At 39.0% G+C, this 20,639-nt stretch carries 18 protein-coding genes; all 18 read right to left on the bottom strand.

Annotated features, from left to right (window positions below; genetic code table 11):
- Positions 1 to 245: 245 nt before the first annotated feature.
- Positions 246 to 515, bottom strand: coding sequence for a 30S ribosomal protein S15 (gene rpsO / locus MHI34_RS01640; protein WP_036121378.1), 270 nt, complete (start codon positions 513 to 515; stop codon positions 246 to 248).
- 173 nt (positions 516 to 688) lie between these two features.
- Positions 689 to 1,636: a riboflavin biosynthesis protein RibF gene (gene ribF, locus MHI34_RS01645; protein ID WP_036121380.1), complete on the bottom strand. Its 948-nt coding sequence runs from the start codon at positions 1,634 to 1,636 to the stop codon at positions 689 to 691.
- A gap of 12 nt (positions 1,637 to 1,648) precedes the next feature.
- Positions 1,649 to 2,560 (bottom strand): tRNA pseudouridine(55) synthase TruB, encoded by a 912-nt coding sequence (gene truB / locus MHI34_RS01650; RefSeq protein ID WP_342504057.1) that lies wholly within the window; start codon positions 2,558 to 2,560, stop codon positions 1,649 to 1,651.
- Between the two features lie 111 nt (positions 2,561 to 2,671).
- Positions 2,672 to 3,013: a 30S ribosome-binding factor RbfA gene (rbfA, locus tag MHI34_RS01655; RefSeq protein ID WP_036121387.1), complete on the bottom strand. Its 342-nt coding sequence runs from the start codon at positions 3,011 to 3,013 to the stop codon at positions 2,672 to 2,674.
- A gap of 78 nt (positions 3,014 to 3,091) precedes the next feature.
- On the bottom strand, positions 3,092 to 3,370 hold the full coding sequence (locus tag MHI34_RS01660) for a DUF503 domain-containing protein (protein WP_036121391.1): 279 nt from the start codon (positions 3,368 to 3,370) through the stop codon (positions 3,092 to 3,094).
- On the bottom strand, positions 3,370 to 5,661 hold the full coding sequence (infB, locus tag MHI34_RS01665; protein ID WP_036121394.1) for a translation initiation factor IF-2: 2,292 nt from the start codon (positions 5,659 to 5,661) through the stop codon (positions 3,370 to 3,372). The genes MHI34_RS01660 and infB overlap by 1 nt, the downstream gene beginning before the upstream one ends.
- 14 nt (positions 5,662 to 5,675) lie before the next feature.
- On the bottom strand, positions 5,676 to 5,984 hold the full coding sequence (locus tag MHI34_RS01670; protein ID WP_036121397.1) for a YlxQ family RNA-binding protein: 309 nt from the start codon (positions 5,982 to 5,984) through the stop codon (positions 5,676 to 5,678).
- Positions 5,981 to 6,259 (bottom strand): YlxR family protein, encoded by a 279-nt coding sequence (locus tag MHI34_RS01675; protein WP_036121399.1) that lies wholly within the window; start codon positions 6,257 to 6,259, stop codon positions 5,981 to 5,983. The genes MHI34_RS01670 and MHI34_RS01675 overlap by 4 nt, the downstream gene beginning before the upstream one ends.
- Before the next feature lie 136 nt (positions 6,260 to 6,395).
- Positions 6,396 to 7,535, bottom strand: a complete 1,140-nt coding sequence (gene nusA, locus MHI34_RS01680) for a transcription termination factor NusA (RefSeq protein ID WP_058843511.1) — start codon at positions 7,533 to 7,535, stop codon at positions 6,396 to 6,398.
- A 24-nt stretch (positions 7,536 to 7,559) separates the two neighbouring features.
- Entirely contained in the window at positions 7,560 to 8,036 is a 477-nt protein-coding gene (gene rimP, locus MHI34_RS01685; RefSeq protein WP_036121405.1) for a ribosome maturation factor RimP, read from the bottom strand.
- Positions 8,037 to 8,370: 334 nt separating this feature from the next.
- Positions 8,371 to 12,702 (bottom strand): PolC-type DNA polymerase III, encoded by a 4,332-nt coding sequence (locus tag MHI34_RS01690; protein WP_089932000.1) that lies wholly within the window; start codon positions 12,700 to 12,702, stop codon positions 8,371 to 8,373.
- 269 nt (positions 12,703 to 12,971) lie between these two features.
- Positions 12,972 to 14,678 carry a proline--tRNA ligase gene (locus tag MHI34_RS01695; RefSeq protein ID WP_342504058.1) on the bottom strand — a complete coding sequence of 569 codons (1,707 nt, stop codon included), beginning with the start codon at positions 14,676 to 14,678 and terminating at the stop codon, positions 12,972 to 12,974.
- A 131-nt stretch (positions 14,679 to 14,809) separates the two neighbouring features.
- Positions 14,810 to 16,072 carry an RIP metalloprotease RseP gene (gene rseP / locus MHI34_RS01700; protein WP_141903475.1) on the bottom strand — a complete coding sequence of 421 codons (1,263 nt, stop codon included), beginning with the start codon at positions 16,070 to 16,072 and terminating at the stop codon, positions 14,810 to 14,812.
- A 46-nt stretch (positions 16,073 to 16,118) separates the two neighbouring features.
- Positions 16,119 to 17,264, bottom strand: coding sequence for a 1-deoxy-D-xylulose-5-phosphate reductoisomerase (dxr, locus tag MHI34_RS01705; RefSeq protein WP_058843508.1), 1,146 nt, complete (start codon positions 17,262 to 17,264; stop codon positions 16,119 to 16,121).
- A 63-nt stretch (positions 17,265 to 17,327) separates the two neighbouring features.
- On the bottom strand, positions 17,328 to 18,128 hold the full coding sequence (locus tag MHI34_RS01710; protein ID WP_036124178.1) for a phosphatidate cytidylyltransferase: 801 nt from the start codon (positions 18,126 to 18,128) through the stop codon (positions 17,328 to 17,330).
- Entirely contained in the window at positions 18,125 to 18,919 is a 795-nt protein-coding gene (locus MHI34_RS01715) for an isoprenyl transferase (RefSeq protein WP_036124181.1), read from the bottom strand. The genes MHI34_RS01710 and MHI34_RS01715 overlap by 4 nt, the downstream gene beginning before the upstream one ends.
- A gap of 311 nt (positions 18,920 to 19,230) precedes the next feature.
- The gene (gene frr, locus MHI34_RS01720; protein WP_036124184.1) at positions 19,231 to 19,788 is read right to left on the bottom strand and encodes a ribosome recycling factor; all 558 of its coding nucleotides are present in this window, start codon (positions 19,786 to 19,788) and stop codon (positions 19,231 to 19,233) included.
- Entirely contained in the window at positions 19,788 to 20,513 is a 726-nt protein-coding gene (gene pyrH / locus MHI34_RS01725) for a UMP kinase (RefSeq protein WP_036124188.1), read from the bottom strand. The genes frr and pyrH overlap by 1 nt, the downstream gene beginning before the upstream one ends.
- Positions 20,514 to 20,639 lie beyond the last annotated feature (126 nt).

The raw sequence follows: 20,639 nt of genomic DNA on the forward strand, positions 1-20,639 counted from the left end.
TTTGGTTGCGAAATGTGATTAGAATATACCATCCTTTTCAACCATACTAAATTGTTTTGGTGATTCGTTCATCGTTGTGTAATAAAGTTATGGCTTATTGTTGAACAACATAAAATAATAGACGAGAATAAACCTGCATTATGAACAATACGCTGCATATATGTCGCAAGTTTCAACCATAAAAAAAGACTGTAGACAAACTAAAATTTGTCTACAGTCTAATACAGCTATACTTGCGCTTTGAATTAGCGACGTAAGCCTAAACGGTTGATTAGTTCACGGTAACGTTGTACGTCTGTTTCACGAAGATATTTTAATAAGTGACGACGACGACCTACCATTTTAAGAAGACCACGCTCAGAGTGGAAATCTTTTTTGTGTGTACGTAAGTGAGCATTTAGAGCGTTGATTTCCTCTGTTAATACTGCAACTTGTACTTCTGGTGAACCAGTGTCACTTTCGTGAGTACGGTACTCAGCGATAATTTCGTTTTTACGTTCTTTTGTAATAGCCATTTGAATGGACCTCCTAAAATATAATGAATCCCCATTAGCACAGTAAACGTTGGAGTCATCGATATACCGAGCTAAGGTTAAGCATTTATGCACTTATGAATGTTACCATAAATCATTTGATCAAGCAAGTAAAACGTCGGCTTGAATGTTGTCATCTCATCATGCTGTGACGCTTACAAATCGTTAAAGTATCGGATAGCTTCTTGTTTATCCTTTTCGATTTGCGCTTTCAACGCCTCAATCCCATCGAATTTTCGTTCGCTTCGAATCCGTTTGTACCAAGCTACATGTACTTCTTCACCATAAATATTTTTATCAAAGTTTAAAATATGGACCTCAATCGATAATTGCTTATCATTTGGATCTTTGAAAGTTGGTTTGTAGCCCACATTACAAACACCATCATACCAGTTATTTTGCACGAGTAAACGAACAGCATAAACACCACTTGCTGGAATGAAAGTGCCTTCTAAAGCTTGGACATTTGCTGTAGGGAAGCCAATAGTACGTCCGCGTTTATCACCGTGTACAACAATCCCATTGATTTCAAATGGTCTGCCTAATAGTGTTGTAGCTTCTTCCATATCGCCCTCTTGTAGTAGCTTCCGGATACGGGTAGAGCTGATTTTCTCAACATCGTCTGTTTTCTTCTCCACAATGGTTACACCATACTCACCATTACTTAATGCACGCATATCGTCCATAGTTCCTTTTCCGAATGCCCCAAACGAATAATCAAAGCCAGCTGTAACATGTTGAATATTTAATCCACGAATAAAAGTATCAATAAATGCTGCTGGTGAAAGCTTAGCAAAATCAGAGGTGAAATGGACAACAAACACCGTATCCACACCCTGTTCTTCAAAGAGCTGTAATTTCTGTTGTAAGAGTGTAATATAAAAAACTTTTTCATTACGTCCACCAAGAACTAATGAAGGATGTGGATCAAATGTCATCACTGCAGTCGGAATTTGCCGCTTATTTCCCTCTTCCTTCGCTGTCTTGATAACTGCCTGATGCCCTCTATGTACACCATCGAAAAAGCCAAGAGCAAGCGAATATGGCTGCATGCTTTCTCGTTGCTGTAATTGATGTGGGTATTTTAAATGAATGACCTCCATTGAAAAATCCTCCTACTCTATCGTCGGAAACATCTTGTGTGGCTTCATCAAACCATCCTTCGTAGGGTGAGCCTGATAAACCGCCACTGCCTTTCCATTGATTCCAAACACAATTTTATCATGACTCTTTAATAATGCATCTGCTGGAAGCACTTGTCCATTGAAAATTTCTTTTTCATTGGCGGCAGTAATCTCAATATATGGATAGTCTGCTAATGCATACTCGACAGGTAAAATACAGGTAGCTGCTTGCTCTGCATCCATTAGCTCAGCAACCTGCGCTAATGTAAAGCAGTTATCACGAGTAAAGGTGCCTGAGGCTGTGCGTACGAGCTCCTTCATATGTGCAGGATAGCCAAGAGCTTCACCAATTTGCACAGCTAGTGTACGAATATAGGTCCCTTTACTGCAAGCAATACGGACCGGAAATGTAATCTCTTGCCCCTCATATTGTTCAATCTCATCAAGCAGCTCTAAAGCATAAATCGTTACTTGACGTGTTGGTCTTTCAACCGTTTCACCTTTTCTGGCATACTCGTAGAGACGTTTTCCATTTACTTTTACGGCTGAAAACATTGGTGGCGTTTGTTCAATAATACCTGTTAATGTAGCTAACACCCCTAACAGCTGCTCACGAGAAAAGCTTTTTGTGGTCTGATCTTGTGCAACCGTTTCGCCTTCTGCATCCTCTGTTGTTGTAGTACGGCCGATTGAAATGATAGCTTCATAGACCTTTCCTGCATCGGTTAAATATTCAGCAATACGCGTTGCTTGGCCAATACAAATAGGTAGCACACCCTCTACCCCCGGGTCTAGTGTCCCTGTATGCCCAACTTTTTTTGTGCGCAAAATTTTCCGTAATTTAAAGACACAATCATGGCTCGTCATGCCTCTTTCTTTCCAAAGTGGTAAAATACCGTTCATATTAGTGCCTCCCAGTTACCTTCTCTATCATCGACTACGTATTGACATAATCTTTTTCCATAAAGATAAAAGTCTGCCTGCATTAACATGCATGTGGCAGACTTTTTTAGCTTATTCTTTGTGTAAACCTCTTAACAATGAATCAATACGGTTACCATATTCAATCGATGAATCAAATTCAAAGAGTAGTTCTGGTGTACGTCGTAAACGAATGCGTGATCCGATTTCTGATCGAATGAAGCCAGAAGCTTTTACTAAAGCTTTAAGCGTTTCTTCACGTTCACGCTCATTGCCTAAAGATGTAATATAAATTGTCGCTTGCTGTAAATCACCCGTTACATCAACACCTGTAACAGTCACAAAACCAACACGCGGATCTTTTATTTTACGGCCAATAATATCGCCAAGCTCTTTTTTCATTTGCTCAGCAACACGGTTTGAACGTAGAGACATAATTTGTCACCTCTATTTCGATGTACAGATAGCTGTGCATTTCATTGCTGTATCAAGCTTACAGCTATCTACTATTGCTTATAAATAATCTCGCCACACATCAAGCTGTTCCCATGATGGATTTGACTGCAAATAATGGAGCGCATGATTTATTTCCCGTTCAGCTGCATCTTTTGATGAAGAAACAGCAACAAGTCCTAATTTCGTACGCTGCCATACATTTTGATGGTCAATTTCCGCAATAGAAACATTAAATTTCTGCTTTGTGCGGGTAATCATACGCTGTAAGACAGCGCGTTTTTCCTTTAACGAATGGGCAGTTTGAATGATGAATTCAACCTCTGCATAAACGATCATTAGACGCGTTTAACTTCTTCCATAATATAGGCTTCAATAATATCGCCTTCTCTAATATCGTTGAAGTTTGTAATCGTAATACCACATTCGTATCCTCTTGCTACTTCTTTCACTTCATCTTTGAAGCGTTTAAGCGTATCTAGCTCACCTTCAAATATAACCACATTATCGCGGATTACACGTACACCTGAATCACGCGTTACTTTTCCTTCTGTTATATATGAACCAGCAATTGTACCAACTTTTGATACTTTAATTGTTTGACGAACTTCTGCTTGACCAATAATTTTTTCTTCAAACTCAGGATCAAGCATACCTTTCATCGCTTGTTCAATCTCTTCAATTACTTTATAGATGATGCGGTGTAAGCGAATATCTACACCCTCTTCTTCTGCAGCACGTTTTGCGTTAACATCTGGACGTACGTTAAATCCAATAACAATCGCATTGGAAGCTGCTGCAAGAGAAATATCAGATTCTGTAATAGCACCCGCACCTGTGTGAATAATTTTCACATTTACGCCTTCTACATCAATTTTCATTAATGAGGCAGCCATTGCTTCAACAGTACCTTGAACGTCAGCTTTCACAATTAAGTTAAGCTCTTTCATTTCGCCTTGGCTCATTTGTTCAAATAAGTTATCCAACGTAACACGTTGTTTTTCTGAACGCTGTGCTTGAATTGCTGACATAGCACGAGTTTCACCAACTTGGCGTGCTGTTTTCTCGTCTTCAAAGACTACGAAGCGGTCACCAGCTTGAGGTACATCGTTTAAACCTGTAATTTCTACTGGTGTCGATGGGCCAGCTTCTTTTACACGACGACCTTTGTCATTCACCATCGCACGTACACGACCATACGTATGACCTACAACAATTGGATCTCCTACTTTTAATGTTCCATCTTGTACTAATAGCGTAGCAACAGAGCCACGTCCTTTATCAAGCTGTGCTTCAATAACTGTACCAAGCGCTAAACGATCCGGGTTCGCTTTAAGCTCACCAACCTCGGCTACAAGTAAAATCATTTCTAACAATGTATCAATGCCTTCACCTTTTAATGCAGAAATCGGTACGAAAATTGTTTCGCCGCCCCATGCTTCAGGAACTAAGCCATGCTCTGTTAATTCTTGCATGACACGATCAGGATTTGCTGATGGTTTATCCATTTTATTCACAGCTACAATAATTGGTACTTCGGCTGCTTTAGCGTGATTAATCGCTTCTACTGTTTGCGGCATGACACCATCGTCAGCAGCAACTACTAAAATGGTTAAGTCAGTTACTTTTGCTCCACGTGCTCGCATTGTTGTGAAAGCAGCGTGTCCTGGTGTATCAAGGAAAGTAATTTTCTTGTCGCCTTCCGTTACTTGGTATGCCCCAATATGTTGTGTGATACCACCGGCTTCTCCTGCTGTCACTTTCGTATTACGAATAGAATCCAATAATGTTGTTTTACCGTGGTCAACGTGACCCATGATTGTTACAACTGGTGGACGTTCTGATAATACTGCTTCGTTCACTTCTTCTGTTTGCTCGAAGTGTGTTTCTAAATCCGTAATATCTACACGAATTTCTTCTTCCACTTCTACACCGTAGTCTGCGCAGATTAATTCAATTGCATCCTTATCTAATTCTTGGTTAATTGTTGCCATTACACCAAGCATAAATAATTTCTTAATGATTTCAGATGGCTCACGGTGTAATTTTTTTGCTAATTCCGCTACTGATAATGATTCAACAAAAGTAATTTTTTCTGGCAGTTCCTTTTGTTTTACTGGTATAGACGGTTGATGCGTTTTTGGATGGCGACGTTTGCCTCCATGAATGCCTGGTTTTGGACGTTGGTTGTAACCACCGCCACCTCTACGATTATTATTATTATTGTTATTATTATTATTTTGTGTCATATTTCTATTTTGATTACCTTTTGTATTCTTAGATTTTTCGTTAGACGAATTTGAGTTTTGCTGTGTGTGTTGCTGATTGTTTGCTTTAGGCTTAGAAGTAGCAGATTGCTGCCTTTGTCCTTCTTGCATTTTCACCGAATGCTGTGGTTTTTGCTGTCCATTCGATTGAGGTCTTTGCCCCATATTTTGAATGGTTTTTTTTGCTGCTACATTTTTCTCAGGTGTTGCTTTAAATGATTGGTTTAACTTTGCCACAATATCTTTTTCCAACATCGACATATGGTTTGTTACACTCACATTTAATTTACTTAGTGCTTCAATAACCTCTTTACTCGTTTTATTCACTTGCTTCGCATATTCATGAACTCTGATTTTGGTCATCTGCTCACCCCCGATTAGTTTTCGTTGAGTAGACTAGACAATTTACGTGCAAAACCTTTATCGGTAATAGCTAAAGCCACTCGGGCCTCCTTACCTGTAGCATGTCCTAGATCATAGCGATCTCCAATTACATGATACTCAACGTTGTAGTACGTGCACTTATCTTGAATTTTCTTACTAGAGTTTTTAGAGGCATCGTTTGCAAGCAATACTAGCTTAGCATTGCCATTCCGAACTTCCTTTACTACTAACTCTTCTCCTGAAATCACTTTACGTGCTCTTGCTGCGATCCCAAGCAAATTAAATATTGCTTGATTTATCATAAAATTGACTCCCTACGAATCAGCAAAATAAGTTCCTCATAAATTTCTTCAGGAATTTTAACATCAAGCTGGTGCCCTAATACATTTTTTTTGCGCGCGATGTCGATTGCATTCTCTGATTTAGATACATATGCACCACGCCCAGGCTTTTTTCCGGAGATATCTACACTTACTTCGCCCTCTTTTGAACGAACAACACGTACCATCTCTTTCTTTGGTAGCATTTCTCCAGTTGCTACACATTTACGAAGAGGTACCTTTTTGTTTACAGCCATAAGAATCACCATTCCTCTCTGAAGCTTGTCGTAAGAGGTGGACAAGTCATGCTCTACTTGACGCTCTGACAGTATTCAGTCGGCGTAGGGGGCCCACTGAATACTGTCAGCTAACTCGTCACACGGGCTTTCTTACTTATTCTTCGTCGTCTTGATATAAGTCAACTGCCACGTCATCAAAATCACTTTCTTCATCTTCAGCAGGGATGAAAGTGCTTGTAGCAGAAGGATAAATACCTAATTCACGAGCATCTGTTTCACTCTTAATATCAATTTTCCAACCAGTAAGCTTTGCAGCTAGACGTGCATTTTGCCCACGTTTACCAATTGCTAATGATAATTGATAGTCTGGTACGACAACCGTAGTTGATTTTTCTTCCTCGTTCACTTGAACATCTAATACTTTCGATGGGCTTAATGCATTGGCTACGAATACAATTGGATCTTCAGACCATTCTACAATATCAATTTTTTCACCATTTAGTTCATTGACAATCGTTTGTACACGAGCACCTTTAGCTCCAACACATGAACCTACTGGATCTACTTCTTCATTATGTGCATGGACAGAAATTTTAGAGCGATCTCCAGCTTCACGAGCAATTGATTTAATTTCTACAATACCTTCATAAATTTCAGGTACTTCCATCTCAAATAATCGACGTAATAAACCAGGATGTGTACGAGACACAATCACTTGTGGTCCACGTGTCGTACGCTCAACCTTTGTAATATATACTTTGATACGATCATGTGGATGATAAGATTCGCCTTGAATTTGTTCATTAATTGGCAATGCAGCTTCTACTTTCCCTAAACCTACATAGATATTTCGAGCATCCAAACGTTCCACGACACCTGTTACGATATCATCTTCACGGTCTACATATTGCTCATAGATTAATCCTCGCTCCGCTTCACGTACACGTTGTGTGACAACTTGTTTTGCTGTTTGTGCGGCAATACGTCCGAAGTTGCGTGGTGTTACTTCCTGTTCCACGATATCTTCTAGCTGATAAGCTGGATTAATGACTTTTGCATCTTCTAAAGAAATTTGCAAACGATCATCTTCTACCTCTTCCACAACATCTTTACGTGAAAATACACGAATAGAGCCCTTATCTAAATTTAAGTCCACTCGAACATTTTGTGCTTGATTAAAGTTGCGTTTGTAAGCTGTAACTAATGCCGCTTCAATGGCTTCAATTAACACATCTCTTGAAATTCCTTTTTGTTCTTCTAGCGCATTCAACGCATCTAACAAATCACTACTCATTTTGTTTTCACTCCTAAATATGCATTATGCTGAAAAATCAATGGCAAGTCGTGCCAATGCGATTTTTTCTTGTTCAATTGTTACTGTCATTTTACGTGTTTTAATACGTACTTCCACCACTAATGTATGTTCATCGTATGACGTTAAGTAGCCTTGGAATTCCTTCATGTCCTTAATGGGTTCATAGGTTTTTACATAAATAAATTTGCCAATTGCTTTTTCAAAATCCGTATCTTTTTTTAAGGGGCGCTCTGCTCCAGGTGAAGAAACTTCTAAATAATAGTTTTGTGTAATTGGATCTTTTTCATCCAATAACAGGCTTAGTCGTTCACTAACTTGAGCACATTGGTCAATGTCAATGTCACCCTCAGGCGTATCGACATAAACACGTAAAAACCAGTTACGTCCTTCTTTGACGTACTCAATATCCACTAGCTCAAGATTTAACTCATCCACAATTGGTTTAGCGAGCTCTTCAATTAAAGATGGTACTTTGCTCATTGTTGCCTCCTGTATTTATCAAATTCTAGCGTATGAATTGTTCATCACTGTAAGTTAATGCAGTAATGAATCATAATAAAACAGAAATTCCACCAGTTGCTTTGGTGAAATTTTACGGTCTTACCTGCTGTTAGTCAAAATTTGTTTTGCTACGGTATAACAACAGAAAAGAGCGGGTATGCCCCACTCTTTTGCTGGAAAAATATCAACAAATTATTACCATAAGGATAGCACAGTTCTCGGCACAATGCAAATTTCCTTCATGACAGTTAACCATATTGTGTCAGGATTTTGAAATTCTACAGTGACCTTTCGCCACGACACAAATCACTTACTAAAAAAGTGATAACTGATTGGCATCAGGCATGCCTTCTAAGCAACCAAGTTGGTCCATGTATTCGATAAGTGTTTTCGATACACGCCCACGTTGCTGTAAATCTTCCTTGGATAAAAACTCTCCCTCTTCCCGAGCGGCTACAATCGTTTTGGCAACGTTGGTTCCAAGTCCTGGAATCGCATCGAACGGAGGAATTAATGAATTGCCATCAATGACAAATTCACTTGCTTGAGAACGGTATAAGTCAACTTTCTGGAAACTCATGCCTCGTTCACACATTTCCAATGCAAGCTCCATCACCGTTAATAAGTTCTTCTCTTTAGTGGATGCATCTAAACCTTTCATATTGATTTCATCAATACGTGCTCGAATCATTTGCGACCCTTGAACCATCGCAATTAAATCAAAGTCATCTGCACGAACTGTGAAATACGCTGCGTAATAGAGGATTGGGAAATGTACCTTGAACCAAGCAATACGTACAGCCATTAGCACATATGCTGCCGCATGGGCTTTCGGGAACATATATTTTATCTTTTTACAAGATTCGATATACCAGCCTGGGACTTTATTGGCGAGCATCTCAGCTTCAAACTCCTCAGATAAGCCTTTCCCTTTACGTACAGATTCCATGATTTTAAAGGCCAGTGATGGTTCTAGACCTTGATAAATTAAATACACCATAATATCATCACGACAACCAATTACTTCTTTCAGCACACATGTACCGTTTTGAATTAATTCCTGTGCGTTGCCTAGCCATACGTCGGTTCCGTGGGAAAGTCCAGAAATTTGGACAAGCTCTGAGAATGTGGAAGGCTTTGTATCTTCAAGCATTTGACGTACGAAACGTGTACCAAATTCCGGGATACCCAATGTTCCTGTCTTACAGCCAATTTGCTTTTCTGTGACTCCTAACGTTTCTGGAGAACTAAAAATTTTCATTACGACAGGATCATCGGTTGGGATTGTTTTTGGATCTATTCCAGATAAATCCTGCAACATCCTGATAACCGTCGGATCATCGTGTCCAAGTATATCAAGCTTTAAAATATTGTCATGAATAGAGTGGAAGTCAAAATGGGTTGTCCGCCATTCTGCATCCTGTGCATCTGCAGGGAACTGCACTGGAGAAAAGTCATAAATATCCATGTAATCAGGTACAACGATAATTCCCCCAGGGTGTTGCCCAGATGTACGTTTTACTCCTGTACAGCCTTGCACTAAACGGTCGACTTCCGCACCTCGGAAATGTAAATTATGATCATTTGCATAGCCCTTTACATAGCCATATGCTGTTTTCTCTGCCACTGTACCAATAGTTCCAGCACGATAAACATAATCCTCTCCAAATAGCACCTTCGTATAGTTATGAGCTTGTGGTTGGTATTCACCAGAAAAATTCAAATCGATATCGGGTACCTTGTCACCTTTAAAACCAAGGAAGGTTTCAAATGGTATATCTTGTCCATCTTTTTTATAAGGTGTGCCGCATTCCGTACAGTCTTTATTTGGCAAGTCAAAGCCTGAGCTGACCGAACCATCATCAAAAAACTCAGAATGCTTACAATTAGGACAAATATAATGAGGAGGTAATGGGTTAACCTCTGTAATTTCCATGAAAGTTGCGACTAATGAAGAACCAACCGAACCACGTGAACCAACTAAATAGCCATCAGCTAATGACTTTTTCACCAGTTTGGCTGAAATTAAATAAATAACACCAAAGCCGTGTCCCAAAATCGATTTTAATTCTTTTTCAATTCGAGCTTTCACGATTTCTGGTAACTCCTCACCATAAATACGATGGGCCATTTCGTACGTTAAATTGGTTACCTCATCATCGGAGCCTTCAATTTTTGGTGTATAGAGGTCATCCTTAATCGGTTTTACATCACCAATACTCTCTGCAATTTTTTGCGCATTCGTTACAACCACTTCTTTTGCAAGATCTGGTCCTAAAAAATCAAATTCCTTGAGCATTTCATCCGTTGTTCTAAAATGAACCTCAGGTAGCTTGGATCGATTTAAAATATTAGCTCCACCCTGTGAACCAATAAGTATTTGCCTAAACATGGCATCTGTTGGATCTAAATAGTGGACATTTCCAGTGGCAACAACAGGTTTATCTATCTTCTTCCCAAGCTTAACAAGCTTACGAATAATATCCTCTAACGTCCATTCATCACGTACAACATTGCGTTCAATTAGTGGCGCATACACAGCTTTCGGTTGTACCTCGATATAATCATAGAATCGAGCAACTTGCTCTGCTTCCTCAGGTGACTTATTCATCATCGTTTCGAAGAGTTCACCATTACTGCAGCCTGAACCTACTAATAAACCTTCGCGATACTGCTCGAGTACAGCCCGTGTCACTCGAGGAACACGATAGAATGTTTTCGTATGAGAATGTGAGACGATTTTAAATAAGTTTTTTAAGCCCACATTATCAACGGCTAAAATCGTACAATGCATTGGTCGACCTTTTTTATAGGCATCGCCACCACCAATATGCTTATTGAAGTCGTCATGGTAATTAATCGCTAGCTCATCTGCATCTTTTAATAAATGTAATAGTAGATAGCCTGTCGCCTCTGTATCGTAAATCGCTCGGTGATGTTGTGTTAATTCAATATTGAATTTTTTACACAGTGTGTTTAAACGATGATTTTTCATAGTAGGATAAAGCAATCTTGCAAGCTCTAATGTATCAATGACCGGATGGGTTGTTCCTTCAAGACCAAATTTCTTATAGCCTGTATATAAGAAACCTATATCAAATGATGCGTTATGAGCAACAACTATTGCGTCACCAATAAAGGCATGAAATTCTTTAATCACTTGCTCCACTTCAGGTGCATTTCGAACCATATCATCTGTAATTCCTGTTAGTTCAATGGTAGTAGCCGAAAGTGGATGATGTGGATTGGCAAAGCTTTCGTATTTATCTATGACATGCCCGTCTTTAATTTTTACTGCGGCCAATTCAATAATCGTATCGTAAGCCGTAGATAGCCCTGTTGTTTCTACGTCAAAGACAACATACGTTGTGTCTGCTAATAAACGATGTTCAGGAGCATAGGCAATCGGTACACCATCATCTACTAAATTTGCTTCTAGACCATAAATGACCTTGATCCCATGTTTTTTTCCTGCTGCATATGCTTCAGGGAAGGATTGCACAACAGCATGATCCGTAATAGCTATTGCTGGATGCCCCCATTTTGCGGCCTGTGCAACAAGCCGGTCAACAGGTGTAACTGCGTCCATTTGACTCATCGGTGTGTGCAAATGTAACTCAACACGTTTTTCGCCCTCTGGTGCTAAATCTTGTCGTGTTTCTTTTTTGATTTCATTAATATCATTCGCCATGACAATTAAATCACGGATGAATGTATCCGTTTGAACAGAGCCTCGCACTTTAACCCACATGCCCTTTTTCAGATGCTGCATTAATTCTGCATCATCATTATCACGAGAGAACATTTTAACGATGATGGAATCTGTATAGTCGGTAATTTTAATTTGTAATAAGGAGCGTCCACTTTTTAGCTCTTTAATCTCCGTATCAAAAACAAACCCTTCAATAATGACACGGCGTTCTTCCTCGACAATCCGTTTAATTTCCACTATTTCATCATCTTTAATATGCATTCCAAGCTGGAATGGACGGTCACCAAGATTCGCCAATGCCGGGTTATCCTTTTTCTCTTGCTCACGTTTTTGGAAATCTTGCATCGCTTGCTGCGCTAGGGCCACTTCTTCCATACGTTTCTGCTCCATAAACGCCTCTTGTGCCGCGATCATTTCTTCCGTCTCTTCTTGTAGTACAAAGTCGATTACCATATGGGGGAAGCCGAATTGACCATAGCTTTCGGAAAGCTTGTCAGCATACTTTGTTTTCAGCATCATAAATTCCATTTCCTGCATGCAGGACAAAGTAATTTTTTGGCCATTCCACATTGGCACTTGAGAGATGAGACAGCTTTTAAGCGTCGGTGCCATCTCATCAATTTGTTCCACAACACTTAACCAGTAAGCTTGCACCAGTTCCTCTGTCACATTTTTCTCTACCGTTTCAAAGGTAGTATTAATTTGTGCAATTGCTGAAAATTTCTCCGTTAAATGTGTACGGAAAAGCTGATATAACGGAAACGGCAGTATATCTTGTAATTTAATGGTGAAATGCCAAAGTCTAACCTTTTTATGGACTGTTAGGCGTGATAATTCACCTTCCTCAAAAAATGACATGTACACATCATCTGTTAATTCTAATTGTTGCAAGAGCATTCGAAGTCTCATTCTTGCCTCTTGTTGCTGTTCCAATCTAACGACACCTACTTTCAGAAAGAGGTAGGTTGTTAAGCCTCCTCTTCTAATTCGTCTCAAAGACACGAGAGAATTCAAGAAAAAAATTCGCTCCCTCACTGCGGGCGCTCTTCAAGCTTAACAGAGTTTTACCATCTGTTGTTTCTTGCTTGGCTCACTGTCCCGCAGAAGTGTCGCGAATTATTTATCTCTATCTTATCAAAATTTTACGAAAGCCTCTATCAAAAGCATTAACTTCCAATTATAACCGATCTCTTAACAAGCCATTAGTTTTTACGGAAAAATTCGTTAAGGCGATCAATGACCTCTTCTTTTTTCCATTCAAATGTTTCACCAGTTTGACGGAATTTCACTTCTACCATACCTTCAGATGCTTTTTTACCAACCGTTACACGCACAGGTAAACCAATTAAATCAGCGTCTGCAAATTTTACACCTGCACGCTCGGCACGATCATCTAAAAGTACATCATAACGATATGATTTTAATAAACCGTAAAGTTCATCTGCTAATGTCACTTGCGCCTCATCTTTCGTGTTAACTGGCACAACATGAATATCATATGGTGCTAATTGTATTGGCCAAGTAAATCCATTATCATCTTGGAAGTGCTCAGCCACGGCAGCTAGAATACGAGATACCCCAATACCGTAACAGCCCATAATAAACGGTTGAGCCTTCCCTTGCTCATCTAAGAAAGTACCATTCATTTTAGCAGAGTATGTAGTACCTAATTTGAAAATATGACCAACTTCGATACCTTCTGCGAATTTAATAAACCCTTGTCCGTCTGGGGAAGGATCTCCCTCTTTAATAAAACGAATATCTAAGTAGTCATTCACAGCAAAATCACGCTCTGGGTTGACATTCACTAAATGGAATCCATCTACATTTGCACCTGCAATACCATTACGGATAGATTTGATAGCTTGGTCCGCTACTACCTTTACGTCTACTGGTAATTTCACTGGCCCAATTGAACCAACGCCACAGCCTAATAATTCACGGATTGCTGCTTCACTAGCCAGCTCCACAGAACCTGCATCAAGTGCATTTTTCAGCTTGATATCATTAATTTCATGATCCCCACGTGCAAGGACAACCACAAGCTCCCCGTCTACATCAAACACTAAAGATTTGATCACACTGGCTGGCTCTACATTTAAGAACGCTGATACTTCTTCAATTGTTTTTTGCTCTGGTGTTGCCACTTTTTCAACTTCTTTTAAAGCGTCATCTGATGGTTGATAATCCGCAATGACTTCAGCCATTTCGATATTTGCTGCATAGTCAGAAGTATCTGAGTAGGCAATCGTATCTTCCCCAATTTCAGATAGCACCATAAATTCATGTGTACCTTTACCGCCAATCGAACCTGCATCTGCAATGACAGCGCGGTAGTTTAAGCCAAGGCGGGAAAAAATATTTGAATACGCACGATACATATCTTCATATGTTTCATCTAAACTTTCACGTGATGCATGGAAAGAATAAGCATCCTTCATTATAAATTCTCTTCCTCGTAGTAAGCCGAAGCGAGGGCGCTTTTCATCACGGAATTTAGTTTGAATTTGATACAATGTTAACGGCAATTTTTTATAGGATTTAATTTCATCACGTACTAAAGTTGTAATCACTTCTTCATGAGTTGGTCCTAATGCAAAATCACGGTTGTGACGGTCTTTTAGGCGCATTAATTCTGGTCCGTATTTTTCCCAGCGACCTGATTCTTGCCAAAGCTCAGCAGATTGTAAAGAAGGCATTAGAAGCTCAATAGAGTTGATGGCTTCCATTTCTTCACGGATAATTGTTTCAATTTTTGTTAAGACACGTTTTGCAAGCGGTAAATACGAGTATACCCCACTTGTATTTTGACGAATAAACCCTGCTCGTAGTAATTGCTTATGTGATTTTACCTCAGCATCCGCAGGTACTTCACGTAATGTTGGGATAAATGTTTTACTTTGCTTCATTCAGTGTTCCACCTTTTTTAATAGATAAGTTTATACTCTCAATAGCATAAACAAATTTAGCTTTGAGCGCAATGTTTCATAGTAATTGCGCTCAAAGCTAGAAAATGAAATTTCATTTAACTGTCATTGGTTTAAAAGAAGAATCGTTGAATATCGTTCCATGTCACGACAACCATTAAAATCATCAGTAGGACAATTCCTACGAAATGGACAATTCCCTCTTTTTGACGATCAATTGGTTTACCACGTAAAGCTTCAAAACCAAAGAATAATAAACGACCACCATCAAGTGCTGGTAATGGAAGTAGGTTCATAATTCCTAAGTTAATACTTAACATTGCGGCCCAATTCATTAAGTTCATAATACCATACTGGGCTACTTGCTCTGTTGCTTTATAAATGCCAACAGGTCCAGAAAGCGCATCTATTGTGAACTTACCAGTAATCAACATACCAAGAAGCTCAAATATTTTCATGGTCATATTATAGGTTTCTTGTGCTCCATAAACTACAGCTTTTAATGGATTAAATTCTCTCGGACTGTCATAGCGCACACCAATTTGACCATATTTTTCGCCATCCTGCTGGATTTCTTTCACAGTCATATTTAAGTTCATAGATTGTCCATCACGTTCCACAGTCACTGTAATTTCTTCGTTTGGATGATCTTGAACAATAGCGGCTAAATCCTGCCATTTTTCAACGGCTTGTCCGTCAATGGCTGTTACTCTATCTCCCGCAAGCATTCCTGCCTGTGCAGCTGGATCATTTTCTACTACTTCAGTGATAATCGGCTCGTATGTTGGGACACCGTGGATTAACCCAATTACCAAGTAAATCACAAACGCAAGAATAAAGTTAAACAAAGGACCTGCAAAGATTGTCATCGCACGTTGACCAACTGTTTTTGCATTAAATTGACGATCATGTGGTGCAATGACCAATTCACGACCATTTTCCACAAGAACACAATCTCTTGCTACGTCATAACGAACTAGACGTTCTTCTTCATCATAGCCTTCTACAAATAAATTCTTCTCTAAATCAGCACGCTCAACTTCTAAAAATAATAAATCTGGTAGCTGCTTATTACTTTGATTGAAAATAATTTTTTTCACAACATTATCTTCATCGACAATTAGCCCTATTCGATAGCCTGGCTGTAGTTCAGTGCCATCCATATCCTCGCCGGCCATACGAACATACCCACCGATAGGCAATAATCGAATAGTATACATTGTTTCTCCATGCGTTTTCCCATAAATTTTGGGACCCATTCCAATAGCAAATTCACGCACTAAAATACCTGCACGTTTAGCAAATAAGAAATGTCCAAGTTCATGGAAGAAGACGAGCATCCCAAATATTAAAATAAATGCAATGGCTGTTTGCATAATATCCCACCTTTAATAGCGATTAGTTAACGATACAGTACTTTCGTTATTTTACCATGTCTAACACTATTTTTCTTGTCTCACTGTCCACATGTAAAATCGTTTGTAAATCTGGTACTGCAATGTTTTGATGTGCATGCATTACTCGTTCAATCGTCTCATCAATTTCAAGGAATGTAATTTTCCCTTGTAAAAAGGCTGCAACTGCCGCTTCATTTGCTGCATTCATCGCTGTCAAAATGGTACCACCTGTACGACCAGCCTCATATGCTAAACGCAAAGCCGGATAACGCTCAAAGTCCATATCTTGAAAATGTAGTTGTCCAATTTGCGCTAAATTTAGTCGCTGACCATTATGTAATGGTATACGATCAGGATAGCTTAAAGCATATTGAATCGGTACGCGCATATCTGGCGTGCCTAGCTGAGCAATCACACTAGTATCATGATACTCAACAAGAGAGTGAATAATACTTTCTCTATGCAAAAGTACATCTATTTTATCATATGGCATATCAAATAAAACATGTGCTTCAATGACTTCTAATCCTTTATTCATCATTGTTGCGGAGTCTATCGTAATTTTTGCGCCCATAGACCAGTTCGGGTGATTCAATGCATCTGCGACCGTCACATGTTGTAATTGGTCACGTGTTTTATCACGGAAGCTACCACCTGAAGCTGTAATAATTAAACGCTCAATATTTTTGGGATTTTCGCCATTCATTGATTGGAAGATGGCTGAGTGCTCGCTATCAACAGGTAAAATCGTGGCCTTATGTTTTTTGGCTTCTGCCATGACTAAATGACCAGCTGTAACAAGTGTTTCCTTGTTAGCAATGGCAATCGTTTTGCCCATGCGAATAGCTGCTAATGTTGATTCCAGACCAACACTGCCTAGCACAGCATTGACGAGTACAGTTGAGTCTGGATGTGTAGCAACTTCTACAAGACCTTTCGCCCCAAATGTAAATTGGATTTCAGGATAATCTTTCGCAAGGTCTCGTGCATCCTCTTCTAGCTGCACAGAAACTAGCTCGGGTTTTAATGTTTCAATCATTTCTCGTGTTTTCTCAATGTTTTTCCCTGAAGAAAAAGCCACTAATTGAAACGCATCACGTTGTTCTTTTAAAATATCGTAGGTTTGCCAACCGATTGAACCCGTTGCACCTAATAAACTAATTTTTTTCACAACAAATTGTCCCCTTTTTCTATCTAAGCAAATGATTTAGCAAGATGTCTTTTAATATACAGATTAATTACCAAACAAATGTAAAAAATGAAGGAGAGGCACGACAAATAATAGACTATCGAAGCGATCTAAAATTCCGCCATGCCCTGGTAAAATATTGCCCGAATCTTTTACATCAAAATGACGTTTGATAGCTGATTCTACCAAATCTCCCATTTGTCCAATAATAGAGGCAAAAATCGTGACAAAAACAAGTGATATATAACCATTTGCAAATGGGTAAATGAGTTGCATACCAACTGCAAAAATAACCGCAATGACAATTCCGCCTAGAAAACCTTCAATCGTTTTCTTCGGTGAGATTTCAGGCCATAACTTATTCTTTCCTAATTTTCTTCCTACAAAATAGGCACCTGAATCTGTTGTCCAAACAACTAATAGACAATAGACAACATACTCTAATCCAACATTTCTTGTTTCAATTAAATAATGGAATCCTAACCCCACATAAAATGCACCCAATAAAATAAAGCCCACTTCGTCAAAGGTTATTTTATTTTTTACAAGGACCACGTAAATCAGCAGTAACATCATTAGACCATAAACAACCATTAAATTGGATGAATAGCCTATTGTCTCTACAACTTTTTCACTCCAATCTTTCGGTATAACAAGTAATACTAATGTTATTAACCCTAGAAAACCAGGCACAGAAAAAATGGAAATCCCTTTCATTTTTAAGATTTCATAAAAACCGACAATAGCCATTGCAAGCACAAGTATGGTAAATGGTACTTTGCCATAAATAACGAACGGAATAAAAAGTGCTGCTGCAATTATTGCCGTGATAATTCGTTGTTTCAAGTTGTTTCTTCTCCCTTCAACCCACCGTAACGGCGATTACGCTTCTGATAATTTTCCACCGCTTCCAGTAAGCTTTCCTCACTAAAATCTGGCCACAATGTATCTGTAAACCAAAATTCTGTATAGGCGAGCTGCCATAACATAAAGTTACTTAATCGTACTTCACCACTTGTACGAATTAGAAGATCTGGTTCAGGCAAATGGGCCGTCATTAAATGAGACGTTAAGCATTCTTCTGTTATGTCTTGCATCGTTAATTGACCGTCCTGCACTTTTTGCAGCATCGTTTTCATGGCATTGACCATTTCAGAACGACTCCCATAGTTCAGCGCAAAATTTAAGACAAGCCCTGTATTATGCTTTGTTTCTTCCATTGCCTCATACAACGCCTTTTGCGTATGAGCAGGTAATAAGGATGGATCGCCAATCATTTCGACACGTACATTACGCTGCATCATTTCTGGTAAGAAAGAACCTAAAAATTCAACAGGTAGACGCATAAGAAAATCAACCTCTGGTTTTGGTCGCTTCCAATTTTCTGTGGAAAATGCATATACGGTTAAAACTTTAATTCCTAAATCCGACGCAAACCTAGTTACTTTACGTACGGTCTTCATTCCTTCATGATGACCAGCAACTCGTGGCATAGCACGTTTTTTCGCCCAACGTCCATTTCCGTCCATAATAATCGCTACATGGGCAGGAATCGGCTCGCTTTTAGTTAGGGCCACACGCTCCTCCAATGATAGTGTATCCATATTTATTTGTTTTCCTAATAGCTTTTTAAACATGCTAACTCCCCCACTACAACTAATCGGACGTATACTAACCTATCATAACAAACAAAAGCGCTTTTTGTCTTTTTTTTCCCTCTAAATTGACTATGTATGTACTAGCTTATTTTAGAACTATACACATAATAAAGAATAAGTTTGTTAGAAAATCGATGATGTTGTTATTAATGATCTTTTCGCATTTCATGTATGCTCTTTATATGACAAAGCAATTGATTATGAACAATAAAGCGAAAAGACGTCCTGTTATGTATAGGACGCCTTCATCTCATCAAAAAGTTCCATCATAGACATGTAAAACGTCTTGTTTACACCTCTAAAATTTCTTTTTCTTTATCTTTCGCTACTTGATCTACTTTCACAATGAATTCATCTGTTAATTTTTGAATATCGTCACCATAGCCACGTAGATCGTCTTCTGTGATTTCGCCAGCTTTTTCAAGTTTTTTCAAATCATCGTTTGCATCGCGACGAACGTTACGTACAGCAATTTTTGCGTCTTCCGCTTCTTTTTTCACTTGCTTTACTAGATCCTTACGACGATCTTCTGTTAGCGCTGGAATCATTAAACGAATGATCGAACCATCATTTGTTGGTGTAATCCCGATATCTGATTTCATAATTGCTTTTTCAATATCACCTAAAATTGTTTTATCGTAAGGTGTAATGACTAGTAAGCGAGCTTCTGGTACAGAAACACCTGCAAGTTGGTTAATTGGTGTTGGTGCCCCATAGTAGTCTACCATGATACGATCCAATAAAGATGCGTTCGCACGACCTGCACGAATAGATGATAGTTCACGTGAGAAAGCTGTGATTGTTTTGTTCATTTTTTCTTTTGCTTGTTCTAAGACTTGTTTAGCCATTATACGTTCCTCCTAACAACTGTTCCGATTTTTTCGCCTTGTACAGCACGTTTAATGTTACCTGGCTCCGTAATTGAGAAAACAATTAGCGGGATATCGTTATCCATACATAAAGTGGAAGCCGTTGAATCCATTACTTGTAAGCCTTGTTGGATAACTTCTAAGTATGTGAGTGTATCATATTTAATGGCTGTTTCATCCACTTTTGGATCTGCCGAATAAACGCCATCGACATTATTTTTAGCCATTAAAATCGCATCTGCGTCAATTTCTGCTGCGCGTAATGCGGCAGTAGTATCAGTAGAGAAGAACGGATTACCTGTCCCTGCTGCAAAGATAACGACACGTTTTTTCTCTAGATGTCTAACTGCTTTACGACGAATGTATGGCTCCGCTACTTGAGTCATCACAATAGAAGATTGAACGCGTGTTTCAATACCTAATTTTTCAAGAGCATCTTGTAAAGCTAGTGAGTTCATAACGGTTGCTAACATGCCCATATAATCGGCTGCAGCACGATCCATTCCCATTTCACTACCTATTTTACCACGCCATATATTACCGCCACCTACAACAACAGCAACTTCTACATCAAGATCTACTACTTCTTTTACTTCTTCTGCAACAGACTTGATTATTTTTGGTGATAAACCGAAGCCCGCTTCTCCAGCTAACGCTTCACCACTTAGTTTAATAACTACTCGTTTATATTGCGGTACACTCATTGTAAACCTCCGTAAGACTTTATTTAAAACCTTTCTATTCCCTTTTCCATTATAGTATATCTAACAATAATTGCTAGTTGTGAATAAGGCAGAATAGAAAATTATATCCGTTTTTCGTTCATTTCG

This window comes from Lysinibacillus sp. FSL L8-0126, from assembly GCF_038630385.1.
In the GTDB taxonomy this organism is placed as follows: Bacteria; Bacillota; Bacilli; order Bacillales_A; family Planococcaceae; genus Lysinibacillus; species Lysinibacillus fusiformis_D.

Coding starts and splice junctions, on each gene's coding strand:
- MHI34_RS01695 (WP_342504058.1), bottom strand. CDS start 14,678: ATGAAGCAAAGTAAAACATTTATCCCAACATTACGTGAAGTACCTGCG.
- MHI34_RS01675 (WP_036121399.1), bottom strand. CDS start 6,259: ATGGCTGTAAACAAAAAGGTACCTCTTCGTAAATGTGTAGCAACTGGA.
- pyrH (WP_036124188.1), bottom strand. CDS start 20,513: ATGAGTGTACCGCAATATAAACGAGTAGTTATTAAACTAAGTGGTGAA.
- rbfA (WP_036121387.1), bottom strand. CDS start 3,013: ATGTCTCTACGTTCAAACCGTGTTGCTGAGCAAATGAAAAAAGAGCTT.
- truB (WP_342504057.1), bottom strand. CDS start 2,560: ATGAACGGTATTTTACCACTTTGGAAAGAAAGAGGCATGACGAGCCAT.
- frr (WP_036124184.1), bottom strand. CDS start 19,788: ATGGCTAAACAAGTCTTAGAACAAGCAAAAGAAAAAATGAACAAAACA.
- rimP (WP_036121405.1), bottom strand. CDS start 8,036: ATGAGCAAAGTACCATCTTTAATTGAAGAGCTCGCTAAACCAATTGTG.
- rpsO (WP_036121378.1), bottom strand. CDS start 515: ATGGCTATTACAAAAGAACGTAAAAACGAAATTATCGCTGAGTACCGT.
- ribF (WP_036121380.1), bottom strand. CDS start 1,636: ATGGAGGTCATTCATTTAAAATACCCACATCAATTACAGCAACGAGAA.
- MHI34_RS01715 (WP_036124181.1), bottom strand. CDS start 18,919: ATGTTTAAAAAGCTATTAGGAAAACAAATAAATATGGATACACTATCA.
- MHI34_RS01670 (WP_036121397.1), bottom strand. CDS start 5,984: ATGATAAATCAAGCAATATTTAATTTGCTTGGGATCGCAGCAAGAGCA.
- rseP (WP_141903475.1), bottom strand. CDS start 16,072: ATGCAAACAGCCATTGCATTTATTTTAATATTTGGGATGCTCGTCTTC.
- MHI34_RS01660 (WP_036121391.1), bottom strand. CDS start 3,370: ATGATCGTTTATGCAGAGGTTGAATTCATCATTCAAACTGCCCATTCG.
- infB (WP_036121394.1), bottom strand. CDS start 5,661: ATGACCAAAATCAGAGTTCATGAATATGCGAAGCAAGTGAATAAAACG.
- nusA (WP_058843511.1), bottom strand. CDS start 7,535: ATGAGTAGTGATTTGTTAGATGCGTTGAATGCGCTAGAAGAACAAAAA.